Raw genomic sequence first — 16,650 nt, forward strand, 5'->3', positions numbered from 1 at the left:
TCGGACGTAAATTCTTGAAAGAGAAATAGGTCTGTAGCTCAGCTGGTTAGAGCGCACCCCTGATAAGGGTGAGGTCGGCAGTTCAAGTCTGCCCAGACCTACCAATTTTGTCCTCTATCGGCGTTGGTTCATCACTCGTGTAGAAAAACTACACTTCGCGATAAACCGCCTTGATATAGAACAAAATACTACGTTTTGGCTAAAGTATGTTTCCCATTGCGGGGCTATAGCTCAGCTGGGAGAGCGCCTGCCTTGCACGCAGGAGGTCAGCAGTTCGATCCTGCTTAGCTCCACCACTTCTTCACTAAGAATTGAAAGACCAAACTTAAGCTATGCTTCATTTAAGCTACTTTAAGTTTGGTTTTTAACCAAGTCACCACCGAATGCGTGTGAATGACAAGTTCTTTAACAATCTGGAAAGCTGATATAAATACCGGTATTTATATGATGAACACGGTGTCGCGCTGTTGTTCATAAATTATAAATACCAAGCTGTTGTTAACGGGAATATCGCCTGTTAATGATGGTGATTACGGGTCCTCCTCGGAAACGTAATCAACCCGGTAGTAAATCGTAAGATTTGTTACCACTCTTATTCAAGACACACTTTGTGTGCGTGAAAATGTCAGACTTTACAATTGCGTCGGATTAGTCTCCGATGTGTACTAACTGTTTTAAACTGAAAGCTTATAGCTGACAGCTGAGACCACTTAGGGTTGTATGGTTAAGTGACTAAGCGTATGTGGTGGATGCCTTGGCAGTTAGAGGCGATGAAGGACGTGTTAATCTGCGAAAAGCTTTGGTGAGGTGATAAAAACCGTTATAGCCAAAGATGTCCGAATGGGGAAACCCACCCGTCGTAAGGCGGGTATCATTAAGTGAATACATAGCTTAATGAGGCGAACCGGGAGAACTGAAACATCTAAGTACCCCGAGGAAAAGAAATCAACCGAGATTTCCTTAGTAGCGGCGAGCGAACGGGAATTAGCCCTTAAGTGGTTTGTAAGTTAGTGGAATCTACTGGAAAGTAGAGCGATACAGGGTGATAGCCCCGTACACGAAAATAAACTTATCATGAAATCGAGTAGGTCGGCACACGTGAAACGTTGACTGAACATGGGGGGACCATCCTCCAAGGCTAAATACTCCTAACTGACCGATAGTGAACCAGTACCGTGAGGGAAAGGCGAAAAGAACCCCTGTGAGGGGAGTGAAATAGAACCTGAAACCGCATACGTACAAGCAGTGAGAGCTAGATTTAGTCTAGTGATTGCGTACCTTTTGTATAATGGGTCAGCGACTTATATTCTGTAGCAAGGTTAACCGAATAGGGGAGCCGTAGCGAAAGCGAGTGTTAACTGCGCGTTTAGTTGCAGGGTATAGACCCGAAACCCGGCGATCTACCCATGGGCAGGTTGAAGGTTGAGTAACATCAACTGGAGGACCGAACACACGTATGTTGAAAAATGCGGTGATGACTTGTGGGTCGGAGTGAAAGGCTAATCAAGCCGGGAGATAGCTGGTTCTCCCCGAAATCTATTTAGGTAGAGCCTCGCACGAACACCATTGGGGGTAGAGCACTGTTAAGGCTAGGGGGTCATCCCGACTTACCAACCCTTTGCAAACTCCGAATACCAATGAGTGATATGCGGGAGACACACTACGGGTGCTAACGTCCGTTGTGAAGAGGGAAACAACCCAGACCGCCAGCTAAGGTCCCAAAGTACTAGTTAAGTGGGAAACGATGTGGAAAGGCATAGACAGCTAGGAGGTTGGCTTAGAAGCAGCCATCCTTTAAAGAAAGCGTAATAGCTCACTAGTCGAGTCGGTCTGCGCGGAAGATGTAACGGGGCTAAACTAGTCACCGAAGCTGCGGATTTGAACTTAGGTTCAAGTGGTAGGGGAGCGTTCTGTAAGCCGTTGAAGGTGTGTTGTAAAGCATGCTGGAGGTATCAGAAGTGCGAATGCTGACATGAGTAACGATAAGGGGAGTGAAAAACTCCCCCGCCGAAAGACCAAGGTTTCCTGTCCCATGTTAATCAGGGCAGGGTAAGTCGGCCCCTAAGGCGAGGCGGAAACGCGTAGTCGATGGGAAACAGATTAATATTTCTGTACTTCTATATATTGCGAAGGAGGGACGGAGTAGGCTAGGTGAGCACGGCGTTGGTAGTCCGTGTGAAAGTATGTAGGCGGTTGTCTTAGGTAAATCCGGGACTTCATTAACGCTGAGATACGAGACGAGACTCTACGGAGTTGAAGTCATTGATGCCATGCTTCCAGGAAAAGCTTCTAAGCTTCAGATATATAGGAACCGTACCCCAAACCGACACAGGTGGTTAGGTAGAGAATACTAAGGCGCTTGAGAGAACTCGGGTGAAGGAACTAGGCAAAATAGTACCGTAACTTCGGGAGAAGGTACGCTCTCTAATGTGAAGCCCTTGCGGCGTAAGCATCGGAGAGTCGAAGTAACCAGGTGGCTGGAACTGTTTATTAAAAACACAGCACTGTGCAAAATCGAAAGATGACGTATACGGTGTGACGCCTGCCCGGTGCCGGAAGGTTAATTGATTGGGTTATCTTCGGAGAAGCTCATGATCGAAGCCCCGGTAAACGGCGGCCGTAACTATAACGGTCCTAAGGTAGCGAAATTCCTTGTCGGGTAAGTTCCGACCTGCACGAATGGCGTAATCATGGCCACACTGTCTCCACCCGAGACTCAGTGAAATTGAAATTGCGGTTAAGATGCCGTATACCCGCGGCTAGACGGAAAGACCCCGTGAACCTTTACTATAGCTTGACAGTGAACATTGCTCCTACATGTGTAGGATAGGTGGGAGGCGTTGAAACTTTGTCGCTAGATGAAGTGGAGCCAACCTTGAAATACCACCCTTGTATGCGTGATGTTCTAACCTAGGGCCCTTATCGGGCTTGGGGACACTGTCTGGTGGGTAGTTTGACTGGGGCGGTCTCCTCCTAAAGAGTAACGGAGGAGCACGAAGGTTGGCTAAGTACGGTCGGACATCGTACGGTTAGTGCAATGGCATAAGCCAGCTTAACTGCGAGACAGACACGTCGAGCAGGTACGAAAGTAGGTCATAGTGATCCGGTGGTTCTGTATGGAAGGGCCATCGCTCAACGGATAAAAGGTACTCCGGGGATAACAGGCTGATACCGCCCAAGAGTTCATATCGACGGCGGTGTTTGGCACCTCGATGTCGGCTCATCACATCCTGGGGCTGAAGTCGGTCCCAAGGGTATGGCTGTTCGCCATTTAAAGTGGTACGCGAGCTGGGTTTAGAACGTCGTGAGACAGTTCGGTCCCTATCTGCCGTGGGCGTTTGAGAATTGAAGAGGGCTGCTCCTAGTACGAGAGGACCGGAGTGGACGAACCGCTGGTGTTCGGGTTGTTATGCCAATAGCATTGCCCGGTAGCTACGTTCGGAACTGATAACCGCTGAAAGCATCTAAGCGGGAAGCAGGCTTTGAGATGAGTTCTCACTGGAGCTTTAAGCTCCCTAAAGGGTCGTTGGAGACTACAACGTTGATAGGTTGGGTGTGGAAGTGCTGCGAGGCATTGAGCTAACCAATACTAATTACCCGTGAGGCTTAACCATACAACACCCAAGTGGTTTTGTTGTATGAAGTTTGACACAGTGTAGGAATACACGCATCACGCATGACAATTGTGTGAATAAGAGAAAATAAACGTATTTATTATCATTGAGACACGTCTTAATGAACGGCTTTCAAGATTGACCCCTTTTTGTCTAGCGACAATAGCGACATGGCCCCACCTGATCCCATTCCGAACTCAGAAGTGAAACGTGTTAGCGCCGATGGTAGTGTGGGAGTTCCCATGTGAGAGTAGGACATTGCTAGGCTTCTATTCAGAGAAACCCGTAGCTGATGCTACGGGTTTTTTGTCTAAACCTTATGACTTAGCTAATTTTTAAGTTAATTAATTCATAAAGTTTTTTTGTCTGATGACAATAGCGACATGGCCCCACCTGATCCCATTCCGAACTCAGAAGTGAAACGTGTTAGCGCCGATGGTAGTGTGGGAGTTCCCATGTGAGAGTAGGACATTATCAGGCTCCTATTTAAGAAGCCCGACTCGAAAGAGTCGGGCTTTTTGCTGTCTGTATTTAACTCATTTACAGTATCGCTAAATTTGTTCACAATTGACTCATTAATCAATTTAGTATAAAAGGACTTTTTTCTACGTATGACGTTGCAAGCTAATTAACTACATTGGTCTTACTCTAACTTAAAGGTAATTGTGTTATGTCATGGCAACCCAGCATGAATTGGCAAGATGCTAAAAAAAGGGCACAGATATTAGCCCAAATTCGGTCATTCTTCTTAGTACGTAATGTCATTGAAGTCGATACACCTTTGCTTTCCCATGCAACAGTTACTGACGCACATTTAGATGCTTTTGTAACTCAATATAACTATTCACCAGAAAGCCACTGCGATCAGTCTACGGCTCTATATGCTCAAACATCTCCAGAGTTTGCCATGAAGCGACTTTTAGCAAGTGGTTATGGCTGTTGTTATCAAATTTGTAAAGCGTTTCGTCATGAACAACATGGTCGATATCATAATCCTGAATTTACTATGTTGGAATGGTATAGGATTGATTATGATCATTTTCAGTTAATGGATGAAGTTGAAGCTTTGTTACAGGTTATTCTAGATTGCCAGCAAGTTGACCGTATCAGCTACCAAGATCTGTTTATGACACAAGTCAATATTGATCCTTTGGATACTGATAAACAACAACTAATTGAAGTTATCACAAAGCATAACAAGTTGAGCGATTGGTTAGAAAGTGAAGATTGTATTGATACATTACTGCAATTTATCATGGCTGAGCTAATAGAGCCTAATATTGGCAGTGATGTACCCTGTTTTGTTTATAACTTTCCTGCAAGCCAAGCGTCATTAGCAAAGGTTTGTAAAATTGATCCACGAGTAGCAGAACGTTTCGAATGTTATTTTAAGGGTATTGAACTCGCCAATGGTTTCCATGAGCTAACAGATGCAGAACAACAAAAAATACGCTTTAAGAAAGATAACGATTTTAGAGCGTATTTAGGTAAAGCTCAGCATGAAATAGACGAAAATTTTATCTCAGCACTAGAACATGGTTTACCATCTTGTGCTGGAGTAGCACTTGGTATTGATCGATTGATCATGCTTGCTATAGCGGCGACTAAAATTGATCAGGTGATTACTTTTGCGATACCGGATGCTTAACTTGCATGCGTATTACCAGATTACTCTACTCACTTTACTAAGATGGATAGTTCATTAGTTAACTGGGTATTCTATCAATTTAACAAGTATCTGGTCACTATGTGCCTGCAGCTTATTAGGCAATACAGGAGCATCTTATCCTGACAACTAGTTATAAATAAAATGCTTTATATTAGGTTTCTCAGTATGTATGAAGTAGAGCCGTTTTTAATAGGGTCGGTGTTAGTTAATCCGGCATATTTAATTCTTTTAATTTCCTGGTTAACGTATTTCTTCCCCAGCCTAAACGTTTAGCCGCTTCTTGTTTATGTCCTTGCGTGTGTTTTAATGCACTCTCCAATAATACTTTTTCAAATTCAGGCAAAGCATGCTCAATAATATTACTTTTTCCTGTAGATAACTCAGTGTCGACCCATTTCTTCAAGCTATCTTGCCAACTACCATTTGAGTCTTTCACAGTAACGGGCTTAACAGTCAGCTCGCTAGGTAGGTCTGACATCAAAATTTCTTTACCACTAGCCATAACGGTAAGGAATCGACAGATATTTTCTAATTGCCTAACATTTCCTGGCCATTCGCAGTGCTCTAAATATGACAAGGTACTTTTATGTAGAGTTTTTATTTCTACCGCTAATTCACTTGCTGCTTGTTTTAAAAAGTGCTGTGCTAATTGACTAATATCTTCTTTTCTTTCGCGTAGGCTCGGTATTTGGATCCTGATGACGTTAAGACGATGAAATAAGTCGTCACGGAAGTCACCGCTAGTGACACGTTCTTCTAAGTTTTGATGTGTGGCTGCTATTATACGAACATCAACTTGAATGGGAGAATGACCACCAACGCGATAAAATTGGCCGTCAGCAAGCACTCTGAGTAGCCTTGTTTGAATATCCAGTGGCATATCACCTATTTCATCTAAGAATAGTGTTCCTTGGTGTGCTTGTTCAAAACGACCATGTCGTACACCATTAGCGCCAGTAAAGGCACCTTTTTCGTGTCCAAATAACTCAGATTCTATTAAATCTTTCGGGATAGCAGCCATGTTCAGTGGTATAAAAGGTGAAGCTGAACGAGGGCTGTGCATATGCAATGCATGTGCAACTAACTCTTTACCTGTACCTGATTCGCCATTGATTAATACACTGATACTTGAGCGGGAGAGTCTGCCGATAGTCCGAAAAACTTCCTGCATTGACGGTGCTGCACCGATTATACCTACGGCGTCAGCTGATGGTACATTATGCTGTGTTTTAGATTTTAATTCACGCGCATGTGTTAAGGCTCTATTAGCTAAGGTAACAGCGTCATCAATATCAAAGGGTTTTGGTAAATATTCAAATGCACCACCTTGATAGGCATTCACGGCACTATCAAGATCCGAATGAGCGGTCATGATGATAACGGGAATGTGGGGGAACTGGTTATTGATTTTTCCTAATAGTGTCATGCCATCAATATTAGGCATGCGTATATCAGAAATAATAACCTCTGGTTGAGTATGTTCTAATGCGATTAAAAGGTCTTCTGGGTTATGAAATGTACCTACGCTTATATTGGCGTTTGACAGGGCTTTTTCTAACACCCATCTGATTGAACTATCATCATCGACGATCCATACTTGTTCGGTGATCATTATTTTATCTCGCTATCAAAAGGTATTAAAATAGTAAACTCTGTATGTCCAGGTCGACTTATACAGGACAATTTTCCGTGATGTTGATGAATAATAGTTTGGCAAATAGACAGGCCTAAACCTGTGCCAGATGCGCGACCTGATACCATAGGATAAAATAGAGTACTTTGGATATGTTCAGGAATACCAGGTCCATTATCAATTATGCTGATTTCGGCGCAAAGCTTTATGCGTTTACCATTGATGGTTTTATTGCTGGCTGCTCTTGTTCTAAGCGTAATTTTACTAGCCCCATCTAATGCTTGAATGGCGTTATGTACAATATTAATGACTGTTTGTTGAATTTTATCTTGGTCAAAAGTTAATTCAGGTATCGAAGGGTCATAGTCACGCGCCAAAGTAATGTTTTTGGGGTTATCAAACTTTGTTAGTTGGAATACTTTTTCGATAACAATATGAATATTTTGTAACTTCATAACGGGCAATTGGTTTGGACCCAATAACCGATCGACTAAGTTTGTCAATCTATCGGCTTGCTCTATGATCATCGCGGTATATTCTTTTTGTTCTACGTTAAGCTCTAAATCTAATAATTGCGCTGCACCACGAAGGCCGCCGAGTGGATTCTTAATTTCATGGGCAAGACCACGAATAAGGTCTCGAGCAGATTCCCATTGTTGCTGTTGAAATGCTTCAGCACTGATGTGCTTTTGATGATCAATTTGTTTGAATTCTAATAAAATATGAGGATATTGATCAAAGGTTACCGAAGAGGCAGTAATTTCAACAGTGATCTTTCGCTGATCAAAAAATTCAATTGTAACATCGCTATCGCTAAACTCTTGACCTGTGGTAAGCAATTGCCGCAAGCGAGCATTGTTGATTGGGGTATTATAAAAGACTTGTTCGATGGGCAGTCGGTATAGTTTACTTAAACTTTTCACCAGGAGCGCTTCTGCAGCGGGATTTACATAGCAAATGTTCAGTTCATCATCTAATACCACAACGGCCGTTACCATTTGGTTAGGTAAAGCTTGTTGATAGTGCTTTTTTATTTCTTTTAAATTTACAACGTTATTAGACATTACCTTTCCTTGCACTAAAATGGTGCGATAAGTAACGAGTGTAAATAAAGATGGTGCAATATGCACTGAAATATGGCTATTTTGCCTTGTTAACCGATATTCTGTGCATATAAAACGTTACTGGGGAAGATGTTGCAATAACCTTGCCTTTATCATCAATTAAAGACATTTTTATTTGATGTTCACCACGATCGATATTTCTCAGTACAAACATGGTATGTGTTTGCGGCTTCTTGTAGGGCTTGTCATCTAAATATAACTGTATTTTAAGACCACGTTTAAATATAGGCTTTATTCGACCTGAAACATAAGCAGAGCCAGTATTATCTCTAACCGTTGCATTGTTTTCTGGCTGTACTATTTCTACTTGATAATTATTGTCTATCGCTTTAGGTTTGATGTCTAAGATTGAAGTGTCAATTGAGGATTTAACGGTATTCGGTTCTTTAATATCAACTTCTTCAGCGCCAGGTTTAGGGCTATCTGAAAAAACTAGTACACCTTGCTCGTTTCGCCATACATAAACTTTAGCAGAGCCCGCAAATACAGCGAAAGCCTGCGTGAGCAGTAGAAAAAAAATGCAAAAACGTGCAATGTTAATCAAAAGTGATAATCCTGTTCCGTAGGTTTAATATTAGTTATTCTCAGTACCAATTGGAATATATAAGCGCTTATTATAAGCCGATTAACATCCAATATTTATGCTGTAAACATCAGGGTAGTCATTAGTTCTTGTTTGGAAATTAAAAGTCGTTCTTTAAACCCTAAAAGCCAAATACAGCCAAAACAAGCGCCTTGTTCTTGAATATTTAGCCTAACTTACTAAATTGAATTGGTATAATCTATCCAAATTATTACAAATGTACCACAAAAAAAGCTCACCGAAGTGAGCTTTTTTAATTACTAGCTAATTGATTTCTTTATACGCTGTAGTACATATCAAATTCAACAGGGTGAGTTGTTTGATTTAATAACTCTACTTCTTTACGTTTTATGCCGATGTAAGCTTCAATCATGTCTTTATCCATAACACCACCTTCGGTTAAGAAGTCCATATCATTTTCTAAAGAATCTAGAGCGTCTCCTAATGATGTTGCCACCTGTGGAATGGCTGAAGCTTCCTCTGGAGGTAAGTCATACAAATCTTTATCCATTGCATCGCCAGGGTGGATTTTATTTTTGATACCATCAAGGCCAGCCATTAGTAAAGCTGAAAATGCTAAGTAAGGGTTAGCTGCTGGATCTGGAAAGCGAGCTTCGATACGCATTGCTTTTGGCGAAGGTACAAGTGGAATACGAATTGAAGCAGAACGGTTGCGAGCAGAATATGCAAGCATTACAGGAGCTTCAAAATGTGGAACCAAGCGCTTATAAGAGTTTGTTGACGGGTTAGTAAACGCATTCAAAGCTTTAGCGTGTTTAATAATGCCACCAATGTAGAAAAGTGCCATTTCAGATAATCCACCATATTTATCACCGGCAAACAAGTTCACACCATCTTTAGCAAGTGATTGATGAACGTGCATACCTGAACCGTTATCACCAACGAGTGGCTTAGGCATAAATGTTGCTGTTTTACCGTAAGCGTGAGCTACATTATGAACAACATATTTGTATATTTGTACTTCATCCGCTTTAAGAACCATAGTATTGAAACGACAAGCAATTTCGTTTTGGCCAGCAGTTGCTACTTCGTGGTGATGCGCTTCAACAACTAAGCCCATTTCTTCCATTACTAAACACATAGCTGAACGTAAATCTTGCGATGAATCCACAGGTGACGTAGGGAAGTAACCACCTTTAACGCCAGGACGATGTCCCATATTGCCTTCTTCGTATTCTGTACCTGAATTCCAAGCCGCTTCTTTGTCATCTATTTTATAGAACGAGCCACTCATGTCAGTATGAAAACGAACATCATCAAAAACGAAAAACTCAGGCTCTGGCCCAATTAAAACATCATCTGCAATACCTGTGCTACGCATGTAGTCTTCAGCGCGCTTTGCTACTGAACGAGGGTCACGGCTGTAGCCTTGCATTGTTGCAGGCTCAAGAATGTCACAGCGAATATTAAGAGTAACGGCTTCTGTAAAAGGGTCAAGTACTGCAGATTCAGCAATAGGCATCATCACCATGTCTGATTCATCAATACCTTTCCAACCTTCGATTGAAGAACCGTCAAACATTTTACCGTCTTCAAAAAAATCTTCGTTAACTTGATGATGAGGAATTGATACGTGTTGCTCTTTACCTTTTGAATCAGTAAAGCGTAAATCAATAAATTTGACGTCATGTTCTTTAATTAAATCTAAAACTGCGTTTGACATTGAAAGTCTCCAGTGTAGTTAGTGCTTAAATTTTTAAAAACTTAATTCTCTATTGTTAGTGCTTAAGCGAATACTGTGCCAAAGATAAAGTCCTTGAATTATATGACTTTAATGTTCCTTGTAAATTCCAGGCGCACCATAACTGTGCATTGGGTGCTGTATTGTGGTGCGTATGCTCTAATTTTGACATTGCCAGTATAGCAACTGAATAATATTTTGTTGGTTATATTTTTCTATGATGGTGTCTTTGCTGAGACTTCTGCTGTATAATACGCGCCCAATTGTAGCCCTATTTCGTTAAATTGCTTGAAGTAGCAAAAAACGATAGTAACAGCGAGTAACGCCTGTGTTAGATAAATTAAGAAATGTGGCAATTATTGCTCACGTTGACCACGGAAAAACCACTTTAGTTGATAAATTACTTGAGCAATCAGGTACGCTAGACGCCCGTGGCGGTCTAGAAGAACGTACTATGGACTCAAACGATATCGAAAAAGAACGTGGTATCACAATCTTAGCTAAAAACACGGCTATTAACTGGAACGGCTACCGTGTAAACATTGTAGACACTCCTGGCCATGCTGATTTCGGTGGTGAAGTTGAGCGTGTAATGTCAATGGTAGATTCAGTTTTGCTTATTGTTGATGCACAAGAAGGCCCAATGCCACAAACGCGTTTCGTAACGAAAAAAGCGTTTGCTCAAGGTTTAAAGCCAATTGTTGTTATTAATAAGGTTGATAAGCCTGGCTCTCGCCCTGATTGGGTTATGGATCAAGTTTTTGAATTATTTGATAACCTTGGTGCTACTGATGAACAACTTGATTTTAAAGTTGTATATGCTTCAGCAATCAATGGTTGGGCTACGCTTGAAGAAGGCGCAACTGGTACTGATATGACACCACTTTTTGATACTATTCTTAAAGAAGTGCCAGCACCAACAGCGGATCCAGATGGTCCATTCCAAATGCAAATATCTCAACTTGATTATAGCTCTTACTTAGGTGTAATTGGCGTTGGCCGTATTACACGTGGTAGCGTCAAGCCAAATCAACAAGTGACTATCAAATTAGCAAACGGTGGCGTACACAATGCCAAAGTTGGTAAAGTATTTGGTTACTTAGGCTTAGAACGTCATGATATCGAAGAAGGTTTTGCCGGTGATATTATCGCCATTACTGGTTTAGGTGAATTGAAAATATCAGATACCGTTTGTTGTCCGACAGAAGTTGAAGGCCTACCAGCATTATCAGTTGATGAACCAACGATCAACATGACTTTCCAAGTAAACACTTCACCATTTTGTGGTAAAGAAGGCAAATATGTTACTTCACGTAACATTAAAGACCGCTTAGAAAAAGAATTAATTCATAACGTTGCTTTACGTGTTGAACAGTTAGAAGATGCTGATAAATTTAAAGTATCGGGCCGTGGTGAACTTCACTTAGGTATTTTAATTGAAAACATGCGTCGTGAAGGTTTTGAATTAGCTGTATCTCGTCCAGAAGTTATTATTCGTGAAATTGATGGCGAACTTCAAGAACCATATGAAACAGTAACCATTGATGTTGAAGAACAGCATCAAGGACCTATTATGGAAAAAATGGGTGTTCGTAAAGCTGAATTAACTGACATGGCACCAGATGGTACTGGCCGTATTCGTATGGACTTCATCATGCCAAGTCGTGGTTTGATCGGCTTCCAAACAGAATTCATGACATTAACCTCAGGTTCTGGTTTGATTTATCATACATTTTTTGAATACGGACCTCACAAAGGCGGCGAAATTGGCCAACGTAAAAATGGTGTAATGATCGGTAATGCTACTGGTAAAGCTTTAACTAACGCTATCTTCAACTTACAATCACGTGGTCGCATGTTGATCGGGCACGGTGTTGATATTTACGAAGGTCAAGTTATCGGTATTCATAGTCGTGATAACGATTTAACGGTTAATGCGCTTAAAGGTAAGCAGTTAACAAACGTTCGTTCATCAGGTACTGATGAAGCACAAACGTTAACGCCACCTATCGTTATGTCACTTGAGCAAGCACTTGAGTTTATTGATAACGATGAGTTAGTAGAAGTAACACCTGAAAGCATTCGTATACGTAAAAAATTCTTGAAAGAGAATGATCGTAAGCGTGAAGGTCGTTCACCTAAATAACTTAAATAAGTTAATTGCGATATCAAGCCACCTGAAGTAATTCCGGTGGCTTTTTTGTATCTGCTCAAGCAGGAAAAAGGTCATTGAAGACGCAGTTAGTGTAAGACATATCTCAAATATGTATTCTTAACAATCTTAATAGCTTGAATAAAATCATTTAAATTCAAATGACTACTGTTTTATTTTTATTAAGTCATCTACATATAAAAAAATTATTATTTAATCGTTCCCTCCTACCTTTTAGAAAGTTTATTAACTGCTATATTTAACCTATCTAATACCAAGTTGTTTAATTATCTCTAGGTTTAATTCCTTGTATTGATTCATTTATCTTCATGAAAAAGAAAAGCTCTGATTGAGTTAAATTGGTAGAAAGTTAATCGTTTGGACTTGAGGAGGCAATAACCATGGAAGCGAATAAACTAGCAAGACTAAGCTGCCTATTTGAGAAAGCTGTTGCCAATAATGCAAAATTATTAGAAAAACACGAACTAGATGAGTTATATAATGAATTTATCAATGACGGGCGAGATCACATCAAAAATACAGTGGTCGCGTTTCCTAAAGGACTAAGGCGTACAGCTAGTTAAAATAATATTCATAAATAAAGAAAAAGGACAATTTCTTAATGTCACCAGAACAACTGAAAACGTTACAAAAATTAAGTCAATTATTTGAAGACGGTGCTGCTAATCCTAGCCATATTAAACAGTTATCGTGCTTATTAGCCGAAATTAATCAATTATCGAACTGGCCGGAAGAAAACTTAGAGCAGAGATATTTCTCACGTTAAAATATTTTTTCATATTTAATACAACCTAGCGACTCTTTGACTTGCTAGGTCATTAACGCGTTTTTTAAGACCCTATCCACCATTAAGCACCTACCGAATAACGTCAGATATATCATATATTATCTTAGATATAAGTAACTGAAAGATAAAATTATTGAGATTATGACTACCGTTATTTTATACATTGCCTTAATATAAATATAATAGCTCTAACTAGTAATGTATATGCACCCAAAATTAGAAGAATTAAAACACCATCGATATGCCGGACCTGCGCTTGGCTTTTTATTATTGTTTATTGAAAACTTTAAAACTGAACGCATTCATGTCACAGCTGGCTATTTATCTTATGTTACCTTAATGTCATTGGTGCCATTAATTGTAGTGATGTTGTCTATGATGACCGCTTTTCCAATTTTTTCCGAAATACGTCAATTAATTGAAAATTTTGTCTATTTGAATTTTGTGCCAGCTTCTGGTGATGTAGTACAAGAACATATCACTGGCTTTGTTAGTAACGCCTCTAAAATGTCAGCGGTTGCAATAAGTGCATTATTTGTGCTCGCCATGATGCTCATTTCTGCGATTGATAAATGTTTAAATAAATTATGGCGCGTAAATGAAAAGCGCAGAGTCATCACATCATTTTCAATGTATTGGATGGTGTTAACTCTAGGCCCAGTATTGGTGGGCAGTAGTTTGGTGATTAGTTCGTATATTATTTCGTTAGTATCGATAGGTGATTATGATTTATTAGGCATCACCAATATATTTGTTCGGGCACTACCTTTAGTCGCTTCAACAACGGCTTTTTTTATTTTATATATGGTAGTACCAAATAAAGTGATTCCAGCTAGATTTGCTATTGCTGGAGCTATATTAGCAGCAGTTTTATTTGAAATTGCTAAAAAAGCGTTTGCTATTTATGTGACACAATTACCTTCTTACCAAGCTATATATGGTGCGTTATCAAGTATTCCTATTCTATTTTTATGGGTATATTTGAGCTGGTTAGTGGTACTTGTCGGTGCGTTGTTTACCGTATCATTAGAGGATTTTGATAACGAACAAAAAGCTGAGTTATCTAAGCAAGATGCGGATTAAAAATAATTATTTCAATGGTATTAAACCGAATAGATTTTATATAAGGAACAGTATATGTCTAGAATGCTTTATCCAAATATTGCGGTTTATCAACAAGAATGGCTTGACGTCGGTGATGGCCATCAACTTTATCTTGAACAATCAGGTAACCCAAACGGTATCGCCGTAGTATATCTTCATGGGGGGCCAGGTAGTGGATCATGCAAAGATCATCGACGATATTTTGATCCCGAAAAATACCGGATAATTTTATTTGACCAACGCGGTTGTGGGCGCTCTAAACCATCACCCAGTATAAAAGATAATACCTCATCGCATTTAGTTGCTGACCTTGAAGTAATTCGTAAGCATTTAAGTATCTCCCGTTGGTTAGTGTCTGGAGGGTCGTGGGGGTCCACTTTAGCGTTGCTTTATGGTATTCAATACCCTGAAACCGTATTAGGCTTTATTTTAAGAGGCATTTTTCTCGGCACAACTGCTGAATATAATTGGTTGTATGGGCAGGATGGAGTGGCAGGTTTTTTTCCTGAATACTATCGCGAATTTACCGCACAACTTGATGAACCTAAAACTAATGATGTGCTGCAGGGTTATTATGATGTCCTTACGGGTGCTAATGAAATAGCAGCTACTGCAGCCAATAAAGCTTGGTGTTTATGGGAACTTAGGTTGTCATCAATAGAACACCGGTCTATTGATAGCCAACATATAGAAGATCCGCATCAAGCGTTATGTAAGGCGAAAATATCTAGCCATTACTTTATTAATAAATGCTTTATTGATGACGACTTTATTTTAGCTTCCATTGATAAGATTAAAAGCATTCCAGCAATTATTCTACACGGACGCTATGACATGGTTTGTCCAATGCGCAGTGCTGATATGTTGGTACAACAATGGCCAAACGCACGCTTACAAATACTCCCTCGGGCAGGGCATAGCGGTTTCGAGTCACAAACTATTGATGGTTTTTGCCAAGCAACAGATACAATGGCAAATTTTATTGCAGAACAGAGTATTGAGTAAATGATAGCATTGATGCAAAGAGTGACCGAAGCGAGTGTCAGCGTTGATAATAAAGTAGTAGGTGAAATAGAGCAGGGCTTATTAGTGCTATTAGCGATTGAACCAGAAGATACCGAAGTGAAGGCAAAACGCTTAGCCGAACGAGTCGCGGGCTATCGAATATTTGCCGATGAAAACGGAAAAATGAATTTAAATGTTAAGCAAGTTGGTGGTGAAATATTGGTGGTTTCACAGTTTACTTTAGCCGCGAATACCACAAAAGGGATGCGACCTAGCTTTACCAGTGCTGCGCCAGCAAAGTTGAGCGATGAACTTTATCAGTATTTTTGTACACAATTACGCAACCTTGGTTTTCGTGTTCCTACCGGGGTCTTTGGTGCAGACATGCAAGTGCGGTTGTTAAATGACGGTCCGGTAACTATTAATTTACAAGGATAAGAGGGTTAATGCCCTCTAATTAGCACTCATGTGTTGGTTAAAAAACTTCCGCCATCTGAGATATTGTACTGAAGAGAGGTAGGTAGCTTTTGAACGTTTTTTTACGTTATCTATCATCCAGTGCTTTGGCAGTAAATGAATAACCACATTGAGGTAGCGTGGTATATGAAAATAAATAATATGATGCGAATTTTGCAGTTGCCTTAAAATGGTCAAGCAGAGGTTAATTTCTTGGTCATCAAGGTCAGGTAAGTTAATCGTTAAACATGCATTATCCTGCAAGTTATCTATCAGCGCGGTTAACAGGTCAACTCTGCTTTGAAAGCTTTTAGCGTGGTGTTGATAAACATCACAAATGTGCCAGTCAACAGGAGACTCAGTTTCACTCTGTAGTTGTTGCAGCCAAACTAAAGCTTCGCTATTCTCAACCACTATAGGGCGATTTTTCGGGTTAAAGTAGCATTGAAAGCAATCAATAACTGTTTGAGAAAACTCAATACTCAACACTTGAATATCTGGATGTAACGTACTTAAAAATCGACTTAAATTACCTCCACCAAGACCCAGCTCTATTACTTTTTTGGGTTTAAAAAACAATAAAGGCAACAACGCGGCATAGTGATGCGGCAGGGTTAATTTTTCTGGGCGACGTAAGTGCATAACACTTTGGATAACATCGTCAAATGCTAACCAGCGATAATATTCATTTTCGCTAATGGTTATTTGGTCTGCCGTGTTACTGAGGTAAACTAGTCGACCTTGGTTAACATGTTGAGTAAGTTTCACGTGTTGTTAAATTCCTGAAATAATTATATTTC

12 protein-coding genes, 2 tRNA genes and 3 rRNA genes are annotated in these 16,650 nt (G+C 40.2%); 12 read left to right on the top strand and 5 right to left on the bottom strand.

All coding sequences use genetic code 11. The annotated features are described in order from the left end of the window. The first annotated feature begins 27 nt into the window (after positions 1 to 27). The 6 genes from B5D82_RS10140 (at position 28) to epmA (ending at position 5,262) form a co-directional block, all read left to right on the top strand. Positions 28 to 104: transfer RNA gene (locus tag B5D82_RS10140), tRNA-Ile, on the top strand. Between the two features lie 116 nt (positions 105 to 220). Further along, positions 221 to 296, top strand: a tRNA-Ala gene (locus B5D82_RS10145). 426 nt (positions 297 to 722) lie between these two features. After that, positions 723 to 3,614: ribosomal RNA gene (locus B5D82_RS10150) — 23S ribosomal RNA — on the top strand. Positions 3,615 to 3,766: 152 nt separating this feature from the next. Beyond that, a 5S ribosomal RNA gene (rrf, locus tag B5D82_RS10155) occupies positions 3,767 to 3,881 on the top strand. Between the two features lie 98 nt (positions 3,882 to 3,979). Beyond that, positions 3,980 to 4,094 (top strand): 5S ribosomal RNA (gene rrf, locus B5D82_RS10160). 190 nt (positions 4,095 to 4,284) lie between these two features. Next, positions 4,285 to 5,262 carry an elongation factor P--(R)-beta-lysine ligase gene (gene epmA / locus B5D82_RS10165; RefSeq protein WP_081151282.1) on the top strand — a complete coding sequence of 326 codons (978 nt, stop codon included), beginning with the start codon at positions 4,285 to 4,287 and terminating at the stop codon, positions 5,260 to 5,262. A 226-nt stretch (positions 5,263 to 5,488) separates the two neighbouring features. Here epmA and glnG read toward each other — a convergent pair whose 3' ends face one another. The 4 genes from glnG to glnA all read right to left on the bottom strand — a co-directional run bounded on the left by glnG (position 5,489) and on the right by glnA (position 10,307). After that, entirely contained in the window at positions 5,489 to 6,895 is a 1,407-nt protein-coding gene (gene glnG, locus B5D82_RS10170; protein WP_081151284.1) for a nitrogen regulation protein NR(I), read from the bottom strand. Next, on the bottom strand, positions 6,895 to 7,980 hold the full coding sequence (glnL, locus tag B5D82_RS10175) for a nitrogen regulation protein NR(II) (protein ID WP_081151286.1): 1,086 nt from the start codon (positions 7,978 to 7,980) through the stop codon (positions 6,895 to 6,897). Before glnL ends, glnG begins: the two co-directional genes overlap by 1 nt. Before the next feature lie 76 nt (positions 7,981 to 8,056). Further along, positions 8,057 to 8,584 (bottom strand): DUF4124 domain-containing protein, encoded by a 528-nt coding sequence (locus B5D82_RS10180; RefSeq protein WP_081151287.1) that lies wholly within the window; start codon positions 8,582 to 8,584, stop codon positions 8,057 to 8,059. A gap of 316 nt (positions 8,585 to 8,900) precedes the next feature. Beyond that, positions 8,901 to 10,307 (bottom strand): glutamate--ammonia ligase, encoded by a 1,407-nt coding sequence (glnA, locus tag B5D82_RS10185; protein ID WP_081151289.1) that lies wholly within the window; start codon positions 10,305 to 10,307, stop codon positions 8,901 to 8,903. A gap of 346 nt (positions 10,308 to 10,653) precedes the next feature. Between glnA and typA the strand changes: the two genes are divergently transcribed. The 6 genes from typA (at position 10,654) to dtd (ending at position 15,832) form a co-directional block, all read left to right on the top strand. Further along, positions 10,654 to 12,471 carry a translational GTPase TypA gene (typA, locus tag B5D82_RS10190; protein WP_081151290.1) on the top strand — a complete coding sequence of 606 codons (1,818 nt, stop codon included), beginning with the start codon at positions 10,654 to 10,656 and terminating at the stop codon, positions 12,469 to 12,471. 407 nt (positions 12,472 to 12,878) lie between these two features. Then, a complete protein-coding gene (locus tag B5D82_RS10195) occupies positions 12,879 to 13,061 on the top strand; it encodes a hypothetical protein (protein WP_081151292.1) in 183 nt (60 codons plus the stop codon). A 38-nt stretch (positions 13,062 to 13,099) separates the two neighbouring features. Next, positions 13,100 to 13,264, top strand: coding sequence for a hypothetical protein (locus B5D82_RS19885; RefSeq protein ID WP_157673872.1), 165 nt, complete (start codon positions 13,100 to 13,102; stop codon positions 13,262 to 13,264). Between the two features lie 225 nt (positions 13,265 to 13,489). Continuing rightward, positions 13,490 to 14,368, top strand: a complete 879-nt coding sequence (locus B5D82_RS10200; protein ID WP_094122791.1) for a virulence factor BrkB family protein — start codon at positions 13,490 to 13,492, stop codon at positions 14,366 to 14,368. A 54-nt stretch (positions 14,369 to 14,422) separates the two neighbouring features. Then, positions 14,423 to 15,394 carry a prolyl aminopeptidase gene (gene pip / locus B5D82_RS10205; RefSeq protein ID WP_081151295.1) on the top strand — a complete coding sequence of 324 codons (972 nt, stop codon included), beginning with the start codon at positions 14,423 to 14,425 and terminating at the stop codon, positions 15,392 to 15,394. Continuing rightward, a complete protein-coding gene (gene dtd, locus B5D82_RS10210; RefSeq protein WP_081151297.1) occupies positions 15,395 to 15,832 on the top strand; it encodes a D-aminoacyl-tRNA deacylase in 438 nt (145 codons plus the stop codon). Between the two features lie 15 nt (positions 15,833 to 15,847). Here the strand turns inward: dtd and B5D82_RS10215 are convergent, their stop codons facing one another. Next, positions 15,848 to 16,618: a polyamine aminopropyltransferase gene (locus B5D82_RS10215; RefSeq protein ID WP_081151298.1), complete on the bottom strand. Its 771-nt coding sequence runs from the start codon at positions 16,616 to 16,618 to the stop codon at positions 15,848 to 15,850. Positions 16,619 to 16,650: the final 32 nt, after the last annotated feature.

Origin of the sequence: Cognaticolwellia beringensis (assembly GCF_002076895.1) — a bacterium.
GTDB lineage: Bacteria > Pseudomonadota > Gammaproteobacteria > Enterobacterales > Alteromonadaceae > Cognaticolwellia > Cognaticolwellia beringensis.